At 55.7% G+C, this 20,130-nt stretch carries 16 protein-coding genes and 1 tRNA gene; 2 read left to right on the top strand and 15 right to left on the bottom strand.

From position 1 onward, the window contains the following. Window positions 1-194 precede the first annotated feature (194 nt). The 15 genes from WD071_RS16705 to ffh all read right to left on the bottom strand — a co-directional run bounded on the left by WD071_RS16705 (window position 195) and on the right by ffh (window position 17,742). Window positions 195-284 (bottom strand) — tRNA-Ser (locus WD071_RS16705). Between the two features lie 115 nt (window positions 285-399). Continuing rightward, window positions 400-615, bottom strand: coding sequence for a carbon storage regulator CsrA (gene csrA, locus WD071_RS16700; RefSeq protein ID WP_368049539.1), 216 nt, complete (start codon window positions 613-615; stop codon window positions 400-402). Window positions 616-873: 258 nt separating this feature from the next. Beyond that, window positions 874-2,103, bottom strand: a complete 1,230-nt coding sequence (locus tag WD071_RS16695) for an aspartate kinase (RefSeq protein ID WP_368049538.1) — start codon at window positions 2,101-2,103, stop codon at window positions 874-876. Between the two features lie 85 nt (window positions 2,104-2,188). After that, a complete protein-coding gene (gene alaS / locus WD071_RS16690; protein ID WP_368049537.1) occupies window positions 2,189-4,798 on the bottom strand; it encodes an alanine--tRNA ligase in 2,610 nt (869 codons plus the stop codon). 179 nt (window positions 4,799-4,977) lie between these two features. Continuing rightward, window positions 4,978-6,042 carry an AI-2E family transporter gene (locus tag WD071_RS16685; protein ID WP_368049536.1) on the bottom strand — a complete coding sequence of 355 codons (1,065 nt, stop codon included), beginning with the start codon at window positions 6,040-6,042 and terminating at the stop codon, window positions 4,978-4,980. A gap of 51 nt (window positions 6,043-6,093) precedes the next feature. Further along, entirely contained in the window at window positions 6,094-8,358 is a 2,265-nt protein-coding gene (locus WD071_RS16680) for a protein-disulfide reductase DsbD family protein (RefSeq protein ID WP_368049535.1), read from the bottom strand. 124 nt (window positions 8,359-8,482) lie between these two features. After that, window positions 8,483-10,198: a single-stranded-DNA-specific exonuclease RecJ gene (gene recJ / locus WD071_RS16675; RefSeq protein WP_368049555.1), complete on the bottom strand. Its 1,716-nt coding sequence runs from the start codon at window positions 10,196-10,198 to the stop codon at window positions 8,483-8,485. Window positions 10,199-10,280: 82 nt separating this feature from the next. Beyond that, window positions 10,281-11,669, bottom strand: a complete 1,389-nt coding sequence (thrC, locus tag WD071_RS16670; protein WP_368049534.1) for a threonine synthase — start codon at window positions 11,667-11,669, stop codon at window positions 10,281-10,283. A gap of 9 nt (window positions 11,670-11,678) precedes the next feature. Next, window positions 11,679-13,022 (bottom strand): homoserine dehydrogenase, encoded by a 1,344-nt coding sequence (locus WD071_RS16665; RefSeq protein ID WP_368049533.1) that lies wholly within the window; start codon window positions 13,020-13,022, stop codon window positions 11,679-11,681. Between the two features lie 103 nt (window positions 13,023-13,125). Continuing rightward, window positions 13,126-13,887 (bottom strand): DsbC family protein, encoded by a 762-nt coding sequence (locus WD071_RS16660; protein ID WP_368049532.1) that lies wholly within the window; start codon window positions 13,885-13,887, stop codon window positions 13,126-13,128. A 199-nt stretch (window positions 13,888-14,086) separates the two neighbouring features. Continuing rightward, window positions 14,087-14,452 (bottom strand): 50S ribosomal protein L19, encoded by a 366-nt coding sequence (rplS, locus tag WD071_RS16655; protein ID WP_368049531.1) that lies wholly within the window; start codon window positions 14,450-14,452, stop codon window positions 14,087-14,089. A 60-nt stretch (window positions 14,453-14,512) separates the two neighbouring features. After that, window positions 14,513-15,292, bottom strand: a complete 780-nt coding sequence (trmD, locus tag WD071_RS16650; RefSeq protein WP_368049530.1) for a tRNA (guanosine(37)-N1)-methyltransferase TrmD — start codon at window positions 15,290-15,292, stop codon at window positions 14,513-14,515. A gap of 48 nt (window positions 15,293-15,340) precedes the next feature. Then, a complete protein-coding gene (gene rimM / locus WD071_RS16645; protein ID WP_368049529.1) occupies window positions 15,341-15,868 on the bottom strand; it encodes a ribosome maturation factor RimM in 528 nt (175 codons plus the stop codon). A gap of 35 nt (window positions 15,869-15,903) precedes the next feature. Continuing rightward, complete coding sequence (gene rpsP, locus WD071_RS16640; protein WP_368049528.1) at window positions 15,904-16,164, bottom strand: 30S ribosomal protein S16; 261 nt, start codon at window positions 16,162-16,164, stop codon at window positions 15,904-15,906. Between the two features lie 195 nt (window positions 16,165-16,359). Next, window positions 16,360-17,742 carry a signal recognition particle protein gene (ffh, locus tag WD071_RS16635; RefSeq protein ID WP_368049527.1) on the bottom strand — a complete coding sequence of 461 codons (1,383 nt, stop codon included), beginning with the start codon at window positions 17,740-17,742 and terminating at the stop codon, window positions 16,360-16,362. Between the two features lie 213 nt (window positions 17,743-17,955). On the opposite strand from ffh, the gene WD071_RS16630 reads away from it, so the two are divergent. Together WD071_RS16630 and WD071_RS16625 are read left to right on the top strand one after the other, a co-directional pair. Beyond that, entirely contained in the window at window positions 17,956-18,756 is an 801-nt protein-coding gene (locus WD071_RS16630) for an inner membrane protein YpjD (protein WP_368049526.1), read from the top strand. A 62-nt stretch (window positions 18,757-18,818) separates the two neighbouring features. Beyond that, window positions 18,819-20,114 (top strand): HlyC/CorC family transporter, encoded by a 1,296-nt coding sequence (locus tag WD071_RS16625; protein WP_368049525.1) that lies wholly within the window; start codon window positions 18,819-18,821, stop codon window positions 20,112-20,114. Window positions 20,115-20,130 lie beyond the last annotated feature (16 nt).

Here is a 20,130-nt window from a genome sequence, read left to right as displayed (position 1 = left end):
TAATATGGCGGAGAGAGGGATTAAGAAAAACAGCTTAGGGCTGTTTTTCCCCTGTCGGGCTTCGCGCTGGCGCGCTCGTTGCAGCTTGCTGCGCAAGCTGTCGACCCTCTGATCGGGTTCGCATCCCTCTCCGTGTTTTAACGTGGATACATTTTTGCTGGTTGTGCCACGAACACGGGTGGGGATCTTTAATATGGCGGAGAGAGAGGGATTCGAACCCTCGATAGGGATTAACCTATACGCCCTTAGCAGGGGCGCGCCTTCAGCCACTCGGCCATCTCTCCAAAATCGGGCGCAATCATAGCACAACTCGGAAAAAATGGCAGGGCTGAAACAGGTTTTTCAGACTTGAATTTCCAATTGCTTGTATCACTGCAGCTTTTGCGCTTGAATCAGGACTTATTCCGTGTCCGAGCTGCGACTGTCATTGGCTTCACCACTGGCAGCATCTTTCTCTTTCTGAATGCGCTGGTAAATTTCTTCGCGATGCACGGCAACGTCTTTGGGCGCATTGACGCCGATTCTTACCTGATTACCCTTTACACCGAGCACGGTAACAGTGACATCGTCACCAACCATCAAGGTTTCACCAATTCGGCGAGTCAAGATCAACATGATGTATCTCCTTTTCCATTCATGATATCCATGTAACATCCCTTTCAGCTGAATCAGCTCTCTGTCTTCGCGCTGCCTGAAAAGTATTCACGGAAATGCTTTATTTCACTGCACTGTAAACACCGTTTGTCACCCTCCTTACCAGAGACCGGCAAACGAACCATTTGCAGTCATTTGCCCCAAAACAAATCACCACCGTTCTTTCCTGGCGTCGGCCTGACCTCAGAGCCAGACCGGCGCCTCAAAGCGCTGCGCCATCTAAGCCGCAGCGTCACCCCCAAGCCCGAATGCCGCGTGCAGCGATCGCACGGCCAGCTCCAGGTATTTTTCCTCTATCACCACCGAAATCTTGATCTCGGAGGTTGTTATAATTTGTATGTTGATCGATTCATCAGCCAGCGTCTTGAACATCTTGCTGGCGATACCGGCATGTGACCGCATACCGACTCCAACCAGCGATACCTTGGCGATTTTCTTGTCGAAGGACACGTTTTTCGCGCCAATTCGTTCAGCGATTTCCGCCACCAGGGTTCGAGTCTGTTCGCTGTCCTGACGTTTCACGGTAAAGGTAATATCTGTTGTGCCATCGGCCGATACGTTCTGCACGATGACATCCACCTCAATACCAGCATCGCTGACCGGGCCCAACACCTGATACGCCACACCGGGCACATCAGGCACGCCGGAAACAGTGACTTTGGCCTCATCGCGGGTGAATGCAATACCAGAGATAATCGGTGCTTCCATTTCTATGTCATCCTCCAGACTGATCAGTGTTCCCGGATCATCTTCAAAACTCGACAGCACCCGCAGCGGCACTTTGTACTTGCCGGCAAACTCAACAGACCGTATTTGTAGTACTTTCGCTCCAAGACTGGCAAGCTCCAGCATCTCTTCAAACGTGATACTTCGTAACAACCGGGCGTCTTCAACCACTCTGGGATCTGTTGTATATACGCCTTTCACATCGGTATAGATCTGACATTCATCTGCCGCCAGGGCCGCCGCCAGGGCCACAGCCGAGGTATCCGAACCCCCGCGCCCCAAGGTGGTGATATTGCCGTTTTCATCCACGCCCTGGAAACCGGCCACGACCACGACAGATCCGCTGGCGAGCTCACCCTTGATACGCTCGGAGTCAATCTCGCGGATGCGCGCGCGAGTGTGCGACTCGTCGGTCAGAATTCTGACCTGAGACCCGGTAAATGATCGCGCCGGGCAATTCCGTTTGTGCAGGGCCATGCACAGCAGAGCAATAGTCACCTGCTCGCCGGTCGACACCAGGACGTCCAGTTCTCGCGGTGTCGGCCGGGTCTGAATTTGTTCGGCCAGCGCAATCAGGCGGTTAGTCTCGCCACTCATGGCCGACACCACCACAACGATATCGTGACCGGCTGCGCGGCTGGCGACTATCTTGTCGGCCACCGCCTCGATACGCTCAACCGTGCCGACCGAGGTACCACCAAACTTCTGAACAAAGAACGCCATAGTTGCTGTTTATTGGAAAAGTGCGTGATTAAACAAAATCGGCCCGCCGAATGCAATAGCTGAAACCGTTCAGAATTAAAAAATGTCAAGTGAACTTGGTCACAAAATCCGACACCGACTTCAGTGCCGCTGGCAGACCCGCGGGTTCAGTGCCCCCGGCCATCGCCATATCCGGACGTCCCCCGCCTTTGCCACCGACCTGTTGCGCCACCATATTGACCACATCACCGGCTTTGATCTTCGCGGTCAGGTCCTGTGTTACACCGGCAACCAGACTGACTTTGTCGCCTTCAACACTGGCCAGTACCACCACAGCGCTGCCCAGCTTGTTTTTAAGCTGGTCAACCGTGTCGCGCAAGGTCTTGCTGTTGAAACCGTCCATTTGCTTGACCAGCAGCTTGATACCATTGATCTCTACCGCTTCCGCCGCCAGATCGCTACCGGCCGCACTGGCCAGCTTGCCTTTCAGCTGCTCAAGTTCCTTTTCCAGCGCACGGTTGCCGGCAACCAGTTGCTGAACGCGGTCAACCGCGCCGTCAGCACCGGTCTTGAGTGTTTCGCAGATCTGGCGCAAAACGGCTTCTTCACGTTCGACATAGGTCAGTGCGCCCATACCGGTAAGCGCTTCCACTCGGCGAACTCCGGCAGCAATGCCTGTTTCTGCCACCAGTTTGAAAAGGCCGATATCGCCGGTGCGCTGCACATGCGTGCCACCACACAATTCGGTAGAGAACTCACCCATGGTGACCACACGTACCTGATCACCGTACTTCTCACCAAACAATGCCATGGCGCCTTTTTCCATGGCCTGGTCAATAGACATGACTTCTTTTTGCACCGCATGGTTCTGCAGAATCTGGGCATTAACCAGCATCTCGATACGACGCACCTCATCATCGCTCATCGGCGCACTGTGCGAAAAATCAAAGCGCAGACGCTCAGCATTAACCAGCGAGCCTTTTTGGGTGACATGATCCCCCAGCACCGTACGCAGCGCAGCATGCAGCAAATGCGTTGCCGAGTGATTGAGCATGATGGCATGACGATTCTCCGCCTCAACACTGGCCGCCAGGCGGTCGCCCACCTTGATGCTGCCTTGTTTCAGCACACCCTTGTGCAAAACATGTTCGCCCTGCTTCTGCGTATCGGACACCTGGAACAGTGCCAGAACTTTGTCTGCCTGCCGGATTTCCAGCACCCCGCGATCGCCGACCTGACCACCGGACTCACCGTAAAACGGACTGGTGTTCAGCAGGATTACCGCTTCGGTATTACCAATGAGGGCATTAACCGACTTTCCGTTCTGATATATCGACAACACATCGGCTTCGGCAAGCAGTTTGTCATAACCGACAAATTCGGTACCCGTATCACTGTCAATACTCAGTTTTTCTACTGCGTTGAACTGACTGGCGGCACGCGCCTGCTGACGCTGCCCTTCCATCGCCTTGTTGAAACCGTCCATGTCCAGTGTCAGTTCGTGCTCACGCGCCACATCAGCGGTAAGATCTACCGGGAATCCGTAGGTGTCGTACAGACGGAACACGGTATCACCGGGCAACACCGTACCCGACAGTTGAGCAATCGCCTGATTCAGAATCTGCATGCCGTTCTCCAGCGTGCGGGCAAACTGCTGCTCTTCTTCTTTCAGGACTTTTTCAACTCGCGTCTGTTCTTTTTTCAGCGCCGGATAGGCAGCGCCCATCTCCTTGACCAGAGCGGCGACCAGGCGATAGAAAAACACGTCCTTGACGCCCAACTGGTAACCATGTCGGACTGCTCGTCGGACAATACGGCGCAAGACATAACCGCGACCTTCATTGGATGGGGTCACCCCATCAAGTACCAGAAAGGCGCAGGAGCGGATGTGATCGGCGATCACGCGCAGAGAAGTATTGCCGGTGTCGGTAATGCCGGTGACATCGCCGGCCGCTTTTAACAGATTCTGGAACAGATCAATTTCATAGTTGCTGTGCACGTGCTGAAGCACTGCCGCCAGACGTTCCAGGCCCATGCCGGTATCCACCGACGGCCGGGGCAGCGGAATCAGTTCGCCACTGGGTTGCCGGTCGAATTGCATGAATACCAGGTTCCAGATTTCGATATAACGATCGCCATCTTCATCCGGGCTGCCCGGCGGGCCACCTGCCACATCAGGGCCGTGATCGTAGAATATCTCACTGCATGGACCACATGGGCCGGTGTCACCCATAGCCCAGAAATTGGATTCATCGCCCAGCCTGACCACACGCGAGGGATCAACACCGACTTCATTAATCCAGATGGCAGCGGCTTCATCATCGTCTTTGTAGACAGTGACCCAGAGCTTGTCCTTGGGCAGACCCAGTTCCCGGGTCAGAAACTCCCAGGCAAAGGCAATGGCATCGTTCTTGAAGTAATCGCCAAAACTGAAATTACCCAGCATCTCAAAAAATGTGTGGTGACGCGCCGTATAGCCGACATTCTCCAGGTCATTGTGTTTGCCCCCAGCGCGCACACAGCGCTGCGAACTGACGGCGCGTTTGTATGCCCGTTGATCGGCGCCCAGAAAACAATCCTTGAACTGGACCATGCCCGCGTTGGTGAACAGCAAGGTAGGGTCATTGCCTGGCACCAGCGAGCTGCTGTCGACAACTTCATGCCCACGGGACTTGAAGTAGTCAAGGAATGTCTGGCGTATATCATTACTTTTCATCGGGGCTTCCGTTAACAAATTCATTGATCAATAACCGGGATCGTCGACAGCCATGAGCGCGCTGGCAACAAACAGCCTTGAGCGCACTGAAAACCAGCCATGAGCGAAAGCCCACAGCCTGAGACGACCACATATGGCCGCAGATTATACTCTTATAGCAGCTTATTTACAGAACCGTGTTATTCCTCGGTAATATCTATTTTACCGTTACTGGACAACAGGATAGCAATCGGGCGCGTCTTCGGGAAATGCGATAAAACTATGGTGGTGATAATCAGAAACGGCACGCACAGAAACATGCCCGCCACACCCCAGATATAACCCCACAAGGCCAGATTGAACAGGATGACCACCGGACTGAGGTTCAGGGATGTGCCCATCAAGCGGGGCTCCAGAATATTGCCAATACACACCTGCAGGGCACCAATGGACAACAGCACGATCAGTGACAGCGCAATGCCTTCATTGGACTGAGCCAGCGCAATCGTGGCCGGGAAGATAGTGGCTATGATGGAGCCCACGGTAGGAATGAAATTCAACAGGAAAATCAGCACTCCCCAGACCTCGGGGAAGTCAACACCCAGTGTTCGCAGCACCAGATAACTCAGCACACCGGTCAGCAGACTGGTCAACATCTTGATGCTGATGTACTTCTGCACGTCCTTACGCACCCGATTGATAATGCGCCGCACGCTGCGCTCGCGCGCTTCGTTGCCGACCAGCGCGGACAACTTGGCGTTAAAATTGCCCTGCTCCAACAGCAGGAAACCAACATAAATGATGATCAGCACACCGTCGGCCGCCAGTCCGGTAAAGGTCAGTGCGGTGGCGGTAATCAGCGCCGATATATCCAGCCATTCGGTGACCATTTGCGCCATGCCGCCAGCCGGCAGACTGTCAGCAAACGGGAATGCGAGCCAGTACGCCCTGAGGTTGGCTTCATAGTCCCTGGCGACACTGCCCAGATCGTTGAGGCTGCCGCTGATGAACTGCACGATAACCGACACGGCGACAAGAAACATCAAAATGGAGGCTATGAAACATAAAGGGCGCGGTATGTAGAAGCCCCTAACTTTGATACGGGCGAAGCTGGCGGCCAACACATTAATAAGGAACCAGAATACGATGGCGATTACCAAGGGCAGAAACAGGTTCTGCCCCACCACCAGCAGGTAGATGGTCAACGCCACCAGCGCGGCGCTGAAGGTAAAGTTCATCAATGATCGTTGCGGCTTGACGTCCATTCGGCGCTCCCTGGCACAATGACAAGCATCAGGCTAACCATAGCCGCAACATCATAAACTGGCAAAGGCATCCAGTACGATAGTGGGTGTCAATAACTGCGGCAAAATCATCGGTTCGGCCGACGGATCACCCGGATACAGGATATAGAGCGGAACGCTGGGCCGGTCGAACTCATCCAGCACCCGACTGATTTCCGGGTCCTGGTTGGTCCAGTCACCCTTCATGTAGGTGATCCCACTGTCGCGCATGGCCTGTTGCACTCGTTGCGTGCTCAAGGTGGTCTGCTCGTTGGCCAAGCAGGTAATACACCAGGCTGCTGTCATGTTAACCAGTACGGGGGTGCCAATGTTGCGCAGTTCTTCCACGCGAGCCGAAGCGAACGGTTCGAAATCGGCCTCATAGTCGTTGCCACTCATGTCCACGCCTGAGTCGGGGTTGCCCATGCGCGGTTCCAGCAATGGCATACGGAGCACTGACAGCGCCACTACGATCAATACCAGGCCCACCACGGTATTGGCACGTCGCCAGCCATCAGACGCGTGACTGCCTTTTTGCATTAACCATAACGCCAGCGCCAGTAACAGTGCCGCCGAGGCGACCGCCACCATGCCATTGACACCAACCTGCACGCCCAGCACCCACAACAACCACAACGCCGCCGCGTACATCGGGAACGCCATGAACTCTTTGAAGGTCACCATCCAGGGGCCCGGCTTGGGCATGTGCTTCATCAGTGCCGGGCTAAAGGCCAGCGCCAGGAATGGCAACGCCATGCCCAGGCCGAGGAAGGCAAACACGATCATCGCCACCAGCCATGACTGTGCCAGCGCAAAGCCCAGCGCGGCGCCCATGAACGGCGCCGTGCAGGGACTGGCAACCACCGTCGCCAGCACACCGGTAAAGAACGACGATTTGTAACCCTTTGAAGTGGTCAGACTGTCACCGACTCCCATCAGGCGCGTACCAAACTCGTAGACACCGGACAGACTCAGGCCCATGACAAAGAACAGGAAGACCAGCAGCGCCACAAACCAGGGTGACTGCAGCTGGAACGCCCAGCCCACCGCCTCACCGCCTGCCCGCAATACCAGCAGTACTGAGGCCAGCGCCATGAAGGTCACGACAATACCGGCGGTGTAGGCCAGACCATGCATTTTTTTCTGAGCGCTGCTGGCGCCGCCCTTGGCCGTCAGATTCAGTACCTTCAACGACAAGACCGGGAACACACAGGGCATCAAGTTCAGGATCAAACCGCCCAGCATGGCAAATACAATGATGGTCAGCAGGCTGCGCTCACCACCCACAAGGTTGCCCGGACCGGCCTGTTCGCTGGCCACTGCTGCTATTGCGGCCAGACCTTCCGGGGTAGCCACTTCGGCAGTGATACTGTAACCAGTGACCTGACCATCCGCGTGTTGCACCGCCAGCAGACCATCGACCTGTTCGAGATCAGTGAGGACCCGGCGCGGCTGCTCATGGGTTATCTGCACGACGCCCGGCATGATGCTGACATCGCGCAGCGGGCCCGGATCCAGCACCCTGCGCTGCTCCGGGAAGAACCAGACTTCCTCAGCGTCGGCAAAGGCCTGATTATTGGAGTTGAAGGAAAAACTGACCCGGTCACCCGCCATGGCAAACAGGCCTTCAATGGTGTGCTCGTCAGTGGGCAGCGTGTCACGGGTCGCTGCGAACCGGTCGGCCCATTGTGGATCAGGGCGAAGCTCACCCTGTGTCACTGGCACAGCCAGGCTGATTTCCGCATCTTCGATCAGGCAGATCAGGTCACAGACCTGCCATTCGACGTGGGCGGTCATCGCAAATTCATCGCCAGCGAAATCGGCAGGCACCTCAACGGGCACCATCAGCAGCACTTCACCTTTATAGGAAAAAGTGACCAGGTCACTGCCGGGGAACGGCAACCAGGTCGGGATTGGCCAGTGAATATCGCCGGCCTGCGCACCGTCGGGCAAGTCCCAGCTGTGGATGAAGGTTGCATCACCGCTGTCACCGGGCCACTTCGAGTAAGTATGCCAGCCTTCAGTCGGGTCCAGACGAATGGCGGTCCACAAGGTTTCACCGGGGACTACGTTCTGTGACTCAGCAATCAGTTCGACATCAATCTCGTCACCCTGATATACACCGTCGACATACTGGGGCTCACCGCTGTCGTTCAGGCCACTTTCCTGCGCCTGCGCGGTTGCCTTCAGCGCGGGCCACGCAGCCACTAACACCAGCAAAAACGCCATGACCAGGAGCCGTACCCGTCGTACGTCTGAATCTGACAGATTGCCTAGCCACTGAAACGTATGCACCATGTGAACTCTCCGGACAGGTGATTATTTTTTTAACATTATCAAATTGTTGTTGCCCGATTGTAGCGCCTGTCACACGCCGATGGCAGCCCTGATTGTGATAAAAAGTAACAAACTGTCAATAGGGTCAGGTGGCGGGCTGCAAATGCTCGACCAGCAACTGTAGCTGCCGCTGCCCTCTGAATTCATTTACGTCCAGTTTGTACACCAGTTGTACCCGCCTGATGCCCGGATCCGGCCATACTGCAGTGTCTACATTGAAGGCAATCGCATCCAGCAATATCTGGCTGCCTTCGGGCATCAGAGTCATTTTTAAATGCCTCTCGCCTACCACACGCTGACTGACCAGCTCAAATTTGCCGTCGAACATGGGCTCTGGGAACCCCTGGCCCCAGGGGCCGGACTCGCGCAATATTTCCGCGGTCCCCAGGCACATCTGCTGTTCATTTATGGCGCCATCGGTCAGCATGCGTTTCTGCAGGGCTTCAGCATCGAGCAGGATGTCTGCGGCAGCAACAAATGCCGCCTCGAACTCAGCCAGCCGGGACTTGTCCAGACTGAGCCCGGCCGCCATGGCATGACCGCCAAAACGGCTGATGAGTCCTGGATTCTGCGTCGCAATCTGGTCCAGCAGATCCCGGATATGCAAACCGGGCACCGAACGCGCAGAGCCTTTGATTTCGGTATTGGCCTCTGTTGTGGTGTCGGCATCGGCGAACACAACGACCGGGCGGTGGAACTGTTCTTTCACCCGTGAGGCCAGTATACCGACCACACCCTGATGCCATTGGGCATCATACAGACACAGCGCCGCAGGCATGTCCTGTTCCGCCGCCAGCTGTTCCTGCATCAGCTTCAGCGCAACCATGGCCTGCTCGCGCATATCGCCTTCGATACGCTTGCGCTCATCATTGATCCGGTCCAGCTGCGCTGCCAGTTGCTGCGCCGACGCTGGGTCGTCGCTGAGCAGGCAGGCAATGCCCAGTGACATGTCTTCCAGGCGACCGGCCGCATTCAATCGTGGCCCCACGGCAAAACCCAGATCGGCAGCAACCAGCGACCGGTAATCGCGGCGCCCCTGCACCAGCAGAGCCAGAATGCCATGACAGGCCCTGCCTTGCCGTATGCGCCGCAGCCCCTCACTGACCAGAATCCGGTTGTTGTGATCAAGCGGTACCAGATCGGCAACCGTGCCCAGCGCAACCAGGTCCAGCAAATCAGCCAGTCGGGGTTCGGGTATGGATCGGGAAACAAACCAGTTTTTTTCGCGCAGCACAGCGCGCAAACCCAGCATCAGGTAAAACACCACGCCGACGCCGGCCAGGGCTTTGCTGGCAAACGGACAGCCGGGCTGGTTGGGGTTGAGAATGGCATCGGCAGCAGGCAGGGTCTGCCCTGGCAGGTGGTGATCGGTAATCAACACGGCAATACCGGCAGCCTTCGCCATGGCGACGCCTTCATGGCTGGAAATGCCATTGTCCACGGTAATGATCAGACGGGGTTCACGGGCTATGGCCAGCGGGACTATTTCCGGGCTGAGCCCGTAGCCGTAAGTAAAGCGGTCGGGCACGATAAAGTCGAGGTTGGTGAAGCCCATCAGACGCAGCGCCCGCAATACCACGGCGCAGCTGGTGGCACCGTCGGCATCAAAATCTGACACCACCAGAATACGACCCTGTTGCTGCAGTATCTGCCACAAAAGCTGTGTGGCCTCATCCATGCCCTTCAGACTGGACGGGGGCAGGAGCCCGGCCGGCGTCAGTGTCAGCTGCGCGGGATCACTGATGTTGCGACTGGCAAAGATCCGGGCCAGCAAGGGATCAGCCGCAGCACCCGGTCCCATCAATGCCGTGAGTGCAGCATCAGAAGGAGTCGGGCGTCGCTCTATCAGCATCGGTTAAACCTTGCCTGAGGTACCAGGTGGATCACAGTTGTGACTGCATGAAACCGGTCACGGCATTAATATCGTTATCCAGCACATCGTAGCGTTCTTCGCGCTCCATCAGATCCTGCAAATGTTCAGGCAAGGCTGGGTATTCCAGGCCGGCTTTTTCAACAGCGTCCGCAAACTTCACCGGGTGTGCTGTTGCCAGCGTAATCATCGGCACGCTACGGTCCTTGTTGCACTGGCGTGCGGCGTGAACACCAATGGCGGTATGCGGGTCGATCAGAAACCCGCTGTCAGCGAAGACTCCGGCGATCACCCTGCAGGTGGTTTCGTCATCGACGCCCAGGCTGCTGAACAGCTCGCGGGCACGCTGCCACTGTTCCGGCTTGAGGCTTTGCGGCTTTTTGTCCAGTCCGGTAACAAAGGCGGTGACCGCATCGGCATCTCGGTCAAACAGGTCGAACAGATAACGCTCGAAGTTGCTCGATACCATGATATCCATGCTCGGCGACAATGTGTGTTCGAGCTCACCCAGAGAATACTCATTGTCACTGATCAGACGATGCAGGATATCGTTGCGATTGGTGGCAATCACCAATTGCTTCACGGGCAGTCCCATTGAGCGCGCCAGGTAACCCGCATAGATATCACCAAAGTTTCCGGTTGGCACCGAAAACGAAACCGGCCGCAGCGGTCCACCCAGGTTCAGAGAGGCATAAAAATAATACACAATCTGCGCCATGATTCTGGCCCAGTTGATCGAGTTGACTGCCACCAGTTGGCGATCGGAAGGCAGGAAGGACTGGTCGCCAAAGGCCGCCTTGACGATGCGCTGACAATCATCGAAATTACCGCGTACAGCAATATTGTGCACATTGTCGCCAGGGATGGTTGTCATTTGACGGCGTTGCACATCTGACACCCGTTTGTACGGATGCAGAATAAACAGATCAATATTCGCACAGTGCCGACAGCCTTCCAGCGCCGCTGACCCGGTATCACCGGAAGTAGCGCCCAGTACTGCAACCTTCTTGTTGTCGCGGGTCAGTACATAGTCCAACAACCGACCCAGCAGTTGCAAAGCGAAATCCTTGAACGCCAGCGTTGGACCACAGTACAACTCCAGCACCCATTCATTGGCATCGAGCTGACGCAATGGCGCCACTGCTTTGTGAGTAAAACCCTGGTAACTTTCGGTGATGATGCGCTGCAGAACATCATCCGGAATTTCACCGTCAATAAATGGCTGTATAATTTTGAATGCCAACTGGTCATAGGGCAAACCGGCCCAGGAAGCTATTTGTGCTGAGGAAAACTGCGGCAGCGATTCCGGCACATAAAGGCCTCCATCGGGCGCCAGTCCGGTCAACAGCACCTGCTCAAAGTTGCAGGCCGGCGCTTTACCGCGTGTACTGATGTATTTCATTGTCCGACCTCAACCATGCTCGCCATCGAACTGTTCCACGCGTATGCGCATGATTTTTCCGTCTATCTCGTCCAGCCCTTCAAGCACGGCGAGCGCCACATCCATTGTTGCTTCATTGATTCGACTGGTCAGCAACACGACTGGCACAATGCCTTTTTCGAAATCGCTGCCGTGCGGCTCTTTTTGAATGACCGCCTCAATATTAATGCCGTAATTGGTCAACACCTGGGATATTTTTGCGAACACACCGACGCGGTCGCGAGCAGAAATTCGCAGATAATACTCGGATTCGATTTCGGTGATATCAAGAATCTTCAAGTCACTGCGCAAGGCAGTAAAGGCCAGTGGCGGAATGCTGGCGCCCTGACTTTCATCACGGCCGGCGCGCGCGATATCAATAATGTCAGCCACCACAGACGAAGCCGTAGCTTCGGCACCGGCGCCCGCGCCGTAGTATAGCGTGCTGCCCGCTGAATCGCCTTTCACCACGACGGCATTCATCACGCCGTTAACACTGGCAAGCAGAACCTGCTCGGAGATCAGCGTCGGGTGAACACGAAGCTCAATGCCGGTTTCAGTGACGCGGGTGATGCCCAGATGTTTAATGCGGTAGCCCAATTCCTCGGCATACTCGATGTCGGCAGTCGTGATGTGGCTGATGCCTTCAGTAAATACCTGCTCAAACTGCAAGGGGATACCGAAGGCATTGGAGGCCAAGATGGCAAGTTTGTGCGCCGCATCAATGCCCTCGACATCAAAGGTTGGATCGGCCTCTGCGTAACCCAGTTGTTGTGCCTCTTTGAGCACCTCCGGGAAATCACGTTTGTGCTCACCCATTTCAGTCAGGATGTAGTTGCTGGTGCCATTGATGATACCGGCCAGCCACTGTATTGAGTTGGCCGCCAGGCCTTCACGCAATGCTTTGATGATGGGGATACCACCGGCCACCGCGCTCTCGTAAGACACCACAACACCTTTTTTGCGGGCGGCTTCGAAGATGGTATTGCCATGCACCGCAATCAGGGCCTTGTTGGCAGTGACAACCTGTTTACCGTTCTCAATGGCCAGCAGCACCAGTTCCAGTGCCGGCTCGTAGCCGCCAATCAGCTCTACCAGAATATCGACTTCGGGGTCATTGGCAACGTCAAATACATTGGTACTGACCCGGATGCCACTTTTCGCCAGTTCGGCTGCCGGATGACGGGTCGCCACGTGGACGATCGTCAGATCCATGCCGACACGGCGGGTAATCTCTGCCTTCTTGCTGTTCAACAAATGATAGGTGCCGCCACCGACAGTACCCAATCCACAAATACCAATACGCAAAGTCTGTTTGCTACGATCCTGGCTCACATGTCCCTCTCACTGGCTGTACCCCGCACACGTTCATGTACGGTGAATTTTTAATTTATTAGAATGCCGGACGCTGATGTCCCGGTCGTTATTGGCCCGGCCGTTACTGTCCGAGGACCGTCGCTGTCAGGCGATCCACGTCCATGTAACCAGGGATTACCGTTCCGTCGGGCAGCACGATGGCCGGTGTACCGGTAATGCCGATGCGGTTACCCAGGCTATGGTGGTTCAGGACCGGGTTCTGACAATCACGCTCGGGCAGGTTCTGACCGTTTTTGGCTTGCGTGATAGCGCGATTGCGATCGTCAGAACACCACACGGAAATCATCTTGGGATAGGCTGTCGACTCCAGCCCGCCTCGCGGATACGCCAGGTAGCGCACGCGGATACCGTTGGCATTGATGGCCTCGACATCATGATGCAGCCGGCGACAGTAGGTGCAGTCTACATCGGTGAACACGCTGATGGTGGCCCGGGTCTCACCGTCGGGCGCAAAAATCACCATCTGATCCTCGGGCACACCGGCAAGCAGGTCCCTCACCTGGCCTTTGCGGGTTTCCGCTGTCAGGTTGACCAGGCCTTGCGGCTGGGTCATGTACATTTCACCGGCAATCATGAAGCGGCCGCTTTTGTCGCTGAACAGAATCTCACCGGAACTGAGAATAACCTCAACCACATTCGCCATCGGCGTTTCAGTGACACGCTCCACACGCAACTGGCCCTGTGAGGCTGCGCCCAGACTCTCATTGATGGTCTCGCGCAGGCTGGTTTCCCAGTCGCCCTGTGCCTGCGCGCCTCCGGTAACAGCGATGCTCAGAACCAATGCAAATTGAGACAGCATACGCCGGGCCGAAATTATGGTCATACCTGTGTTACTCCGCTATGCGTGTATGTTAGCTGTGAAGATACCAAGACTTTACCATGACCGGTCACCGACAATAAACTTCCGGACCCTTTTGTGGCCACGCGTTGGCAAAAAAAAAGGGGCGCTAAGCTCCCCTTTTTTTGTACTGCTCTGGTATCGCCCCGATCATGGTCATGAACTGACCGCGATCGTCGGCAAATCAGCTGACTTTCTTGTCCAGCTTCTCGGCGATACGGGCAGAACGACCTGAACGCTCACGCAGGTAGTACAGTTTGGCCTGTCGCACATCACCACGACGCTTCAGAGTCACACTGTCGATCAGCGGGCTGTAGGTCTGGAAGGTACGCTCAACACCAACGCCGTGAGAAATTTTACGAACCGTGAATGCTGAGTTCAGGCCGCGCTTGCGAACAGCAATAACAACACCTTCATAGGCCTGCAGACGCTCACGATCACCTTCTTTGATCTTGACCTGAACAACAACGGTATCACCCGGTGAGAACGCCGGCATCTCCTTGTTCATCTGCTCGTTTTCAATCATCTCGATAATTTTGCTGTTGCTCATTGCCGTACTCCCGGTTATTGATACCCCTCAAGCCTGCTTCACGCCGCGTTTCGCGGTCAATCAGTCAGCTGAGGTACCGTATTCACTGATAAATTCATTCAACAAAGCCTGCTGTTCCTGATCAAGTTGCTGTTGCTCGATCATGTCAGGCCGTTTCAACCATGTCCTGCCCAGTCGCTGCTTTAACTGCCAGCGCCTGATCTGTTCGTGGTTGCCGCCAACCAGTACCTGCGGTACCGGCAAGCCCGCAAACTCCTGCGGACGCGTAAAACGCGGACAATCCAGCAAACCAATGCCTTGTTCTCCCGGCCCTTGCGCCAGTGGGGCAAAAGAGTCCAGTCCTGCCGAATCCTCATGTCCCAACGCGCCGGGCTGGTACCGGATAATCGCATCCAGCATCACCATGGCGGGCAATTCACCGCCACTGAGGACGTAGTCTCCAACTGACCACTCCTCATCAATCTCAGTCTGCAGCACGCGCTCGTCAATGCCCTGATAACGGCCACACACCAGTACCAGATTGGTTCGCGCGGCCAGCTCTGTCACCCCGGTCTGATCCAGTCTGCGCCCTTGCGGGGACAGGTAAATCACCGTGGGTGCGGCCGACTGCCAGGCTCTTGCCTGTGCTATCGCCGCACACAGCGGGCCGGTTTTCATCAACATGCCGGCACCGCCACCAAAAGGCTTGTCGTCCACGGTACGATGCCGGTCTGTCGCGAAGTCACGAGGACTGTGACACGACACCTGCATCAGACCGTTACGACAGGCCCGACCGGTTACACCATACTGCGTAACCGCCGTAAACATTTCCGGAAACAGCGTGACAATGCCAACCTGCATGTGCGCGTCTCCGTGCTGGTCAATCAATTTCCTTTACTTTCCTTTACTTTACACAAGGTAATCTGCTTCCCAGTCGACCACGATTTGGTCAGCTGCCAGATCTACCTTGATCACCACCCGCGCCGGCAGCCAGGGGATGAGACGTTGCTCGTCGTCCACACTGCCGGTATCAGGCGCTACCACCATGACATCGTTGGCACCGGTCTCAAACAGGCTTTCCACCCGACCCAGCACAGTACCGTTCTGGTTGACTACCTGCAGGCCGATCAACTGATGCCAGTAATAATCATCACCGTCCAGGTCCGGCAGCGCATCCGGGGTCACGCTCAACTCCAGACCGGTCAGTTCTCGCACAGCCTCGGGCGTATCAAACCCGATAAAATGGGCGATCAGACCTTTACCCTGGGGTTTGCCGGCATCCAGTTCCAGTTCAACTTCTTCGCCGTCGCGTATGGCGAAAAAGCGCTTGTAACTGAATATGTTTTCTCTGGGCTGCGTAAAAGAAACCAGTTTTACCCAGCCTTTAACGCCAAAAGGCGACGCCACACGACCCAGCCGGATGCCTGACTTGTTCAAGGCCACCGCCTCTCGACTCTTATCGAAACCGTCGATCAGGCCTGAGTGCTGGCAGCCTGGGCTGCTTCACTGATCAGCTTGGCAACGCGCTCACTGGGCTGTGCACCCTGACCAGACCAGTAACCAATGCGATCCAGATCGATACGCAGGCGCTCTTCAGCCCCACGAGCTGTCGGGTTAAAAAACCCTACGCGCTCAATGAAACGACCGTCACGTGCATTACGCGAATCAGTAACCGTGATGTGGTAAAAAGGCTTTTTCTTGGCGCCGCCGCGAGCCAGTCTGATTGTGACCATAGACTACATTTCCTAATGTTAGCTTCGTACAAAAATAGAGTATTCCCGACACAGTGCCGGAAAAAGTGCGGTATTCTAAGCGAAATGACCGCTTGTGGGAAGGAATGTTTGCAGTATTTTTACTGAAAGACCATCGATTCTGCGCTTCCGGTCCCGCGTCCGGCTTTGACCATCACACTTGCCTGGTCGCCAGCATCAGAACCGGGGCGGCCCTCCGGCACCGGGAAACCCACCCTGCCCACGCATACCGCCCAATCCGCGCATCATATTGGCCATGCCGCCGCCTTTCATTTTCTTCATCATCTTCTGCATTTGTTTATGCTGCTTCATCAGACGATTCAGGTCCTGAATCTGTGTCCCCGACCCCTGACATATGCGCCGTTTGCGCGAGCCATTGAGCATATCGGGATTGCGCCGTTCACGCGGGGTCATGGAGTTTATAATGGCTTCCATGCGCCCGAACTGGCCGTCATTGACTTTGGCTGCCGCACCGGGCGGTAACGCGCCCATGCCAGGCATCTTGTCCATAATGCTGGCCATGCCGCCCATGCTTTTCATCTGCTGCAACTGTTCACGGAAGTCTTCCAGGTCAAACCCTTTACCCTTCTGAAACTTGCCTGCCAGTCTGGCTGCCTTGTCCTTGTCGACCTTGCGCTCGGCCTCTTCAATCAGCGACAGCAGGTCGCCCATGCCCAGGATGCGCGAGGCAATCCGGTCAGGGTAGAATGGCTCCAGGGCATCGGTTTTTTCACCCATACCGATAAATTTGATGGGCTTGCCGGTTATATGACGCACCGACAGGGCCGCACCACCACGTGCATCACCATCGGCCTTGGTCAGCACCACACCGGTCAGTGGCAGAGCATCATTAAAGGCGCGTGCAGTGGTGGCAGCGTCCTGACCCGTCATGGCATCCACCACGAACAGGGTCTCAATCGGGTTCAGCAAGCGGTGCAGATCACCGATTTCCGCCATCATCTCGGCATCAACCGCCAGGCGACCGGCGGTATCCACCAGCAGCACATCAACAAAACTCTTGCGCGCTTCCTTTACCGCTGCCTGCACGATGTCCTGCGGTTTCTGTGACACATCCGAGGCAAAGAATTTAACGCCCACATCGCTGGCCAGCGTCTCCAGCTGCTTGATGGCAGCCGGGCGATAAACGTCAGCACTGACCACCATGACTGACTTTTTACGCGACTCCTTGAGCCAGCGCGCCAGTTTGGCGACCGTTGTGGTTTTACCCGCGCCCTGCAGGCCGGCCATCAGCACCACGGCAGGCGGCTGCGCACTGAGGTTCAGCTCTTCATTGGCCGACCCCATGACCGCTTCCAGTTCGGCCTGCACGATCTTGATAAAGGCCTGCCCGGGGCTGAGGCTCTGGGACACTTCCTGGCCAACCGCACGCAGTTTGACCCGCTCGGTAAAGTCCTTGACCACGGGCAATGCCACATCGGCCTCGAGCAAGGCACGGCGTACCTCACGCAACGCTTCTTCAATGTTGTTTTCGGTCAGGGTGGCTTTGCCGCTGATCTTGCGGAGCGCCCCGGAAAGGCGTTCGGTTAAGCTATCAAACATCTGTGATATGCCCCCAGGTAATCACGGTCTGCAAAACAACAAACCGGTTGGCAACTGTAAAGCCCGCTATTATCACCCTGATGGCGGGCAGCTACAATAGCCAGCTCACTGGCAGGGCCACGGGCGGTAGCGGAAAAAACACTTCAACGCATGCACCAGTTGTGCGACACTTTGCGCGTCAACGCACACCACGTGGAGCCATACAGAGAACTCATGCCAATTACGACGCTGTCAGGATTAGTTGCCGTCGCGCTTTACCTTATCAGCCTCATGTTCCAGGGACAGGCGATCAAAGCCAGAACCGCGCGCTCCAGACTTCAAGGCCGGGTACTGGTAACCGGTCTTGCGGCAGTCATCGCTCATACTGCCAGTGCCTGGACGCTTATTGCGCGCAGCGATGGTTATCACTTTGGCATTATCGAAATCAGCACCCTGATTTTTGCTGTCATAGCACTGTTTGCCATCACCAGCAGCGCGCGGCGGCCATTGGGGAACCTGATTGTTGGCGTATTTCCGTTCGCAGCGCTGGTCATCGTTCTGTCTCTGCTGATCGACAGCACCTACCCGCCGCAGGCGATTGGTGCCGGCATTGCCAGCCATATTCTGCTCTCCATAGTGGCATACAGTCTGTTCACACTGGCCGCCGTACAGGCTGCATTTCTGGCTTTCCAGAACTACCAGTTGCGCCATCGACATGCCGCCAGCGTCATCAAGCGTTTCCCCCCGCTGCAGGACATGGAGCGCTTGCTGTTCGAGCTGATCTGGGTTGCGCAGGGCCTGCTGAGCCTGGGCATTGTCGCCGGTTTTGTATTTGTAGAAGACCTCGGCGCTCAGGGCCTGCCCCACAAAATGTTCTTTTCGTTGCTGGCCTGGGTGGTATTTGCAGTGCTGCTGTGGGGGCGCCACCAACTGGGCTGGCGTGGCAACACCGCCATTCGCGGCACCCTGGCGGGCTTCATCTGCCTGTTACTGGGTTTCTACGGCTCCAAGTTTGTGCTGGAATTCATTTTATAGTTACGGCCACAATCTACGCTTACCTACACATCTCAACTTAACCCAAGGAGGTCACCGTCCTGATGGACGCTGAATCGTCGCCCGTTCCATTCCTCACCGGCCTGCTGATTTTTCTGGTCATTGCCTCGGCCTACTTCTCCAGCTCGGAAACGAGCATGATGAGCCTGAACCGCTATCGCCTCAAACACCTGGCGCGACAGAAGCACGCCGGTGCCCTGCGGGTCAGCAAACTGCTGGAGGCTCCGGACAAACTGCTGGGCGTGATTCTGATCGGCAATAACTTTGTCAATCTTCTGTCCGCCTCTATCGCAACCACAATCGCCATTCAGCTCTTCGGCAACCCGGAAACGGTGCTGACCACAATTGTGCTGACGCTGGTGATTCTGATTTTTGCTGAAATCACACCCAAAACCATTGCCGCGCTGCACCCCGAGCGCATCGCTTATCCGTCAAGCCTGCTGTTGCTGGTTTTGCTCAAAGTCCTCTACCCGCTGGTGTGGATGGCGAACCGGGTGTCCCATGTATTGATCAGGACACTGGGCATCAAACCAGAAGCATCGTCAGACCACCAACTGAGTCCGGAAGAGTTACGCACGGTGGTGCATGAATCCGCCCAGCTGATTCCCAAACAGGGCCAGGGTATGCTGCTTAATATTCTGGATCTGGAAAAAGTCACGGTCAACGATATCCTGGTACCTCGCAGCGAGATTATCGGCATTAACATTGATGATGATGTCTCTGACATTCTCGATACCATCAGCAACAGTCAGCATACCCGCATGCCCATCTACCAGAAGGAAATCGATAACATTGTTGGCGTGCTGCATATGCGCAGCCTGGGCAAATTCCTGCGCAGCACTGAGATAGAGCGCGAAGACTTTCTCAAAGAAGCGGATGAGCCTTATTTCATACCCGAGAGCACCCCACTGCATACACAGTTGTTCAATTTTCAGTCGAGCAGAAAACGGCTGGCGTTTGTTGTGGACGAGTACGGCGTTATCAAGGGCATTGTTACCCTGGAGGATATTCTTGAGGAAATAGTCGGCGAGTTCACTACTGACATGGCCGACAACAGCCGCGACATTCATCCGCAGACCGATGGCAGTTTTTTGATCGATGGTACTGCAACCCTGCGCGACATCAATCGCACACTGGACTGGGATCTGGACTCGGAGAATGCCAAAACCCTCAACGGCCTGTTGGTCGAAGCACTGGAAACGATTCCCGAGTCGGCCACCGGCATTCAGGTTGGTCAATATTATGTTGAAATCATGCAGGTCAAAGACAACCTGATCAAGACCGTGCGTATGTGGCGCGCGCAGGAGCGCACCGACAGTCAGGACATAGACGAACAATAAATTCCGGGCAGACGAC

Origin of the sequence: Pseudohongiella sp., assembly GCF_040877505.1 — a bacterium.
In the GTDB taxonomy this organism is placed as follows: domain Bacteria; phylum Pseudomonadota; class Gammaproteobacteria; order Pseudomonadales; family Pseudohongiellaceae; genus Pseudohongiella.
This window is presented reverse-complemented; position numbering and strand designations above follow the sequence as displayed.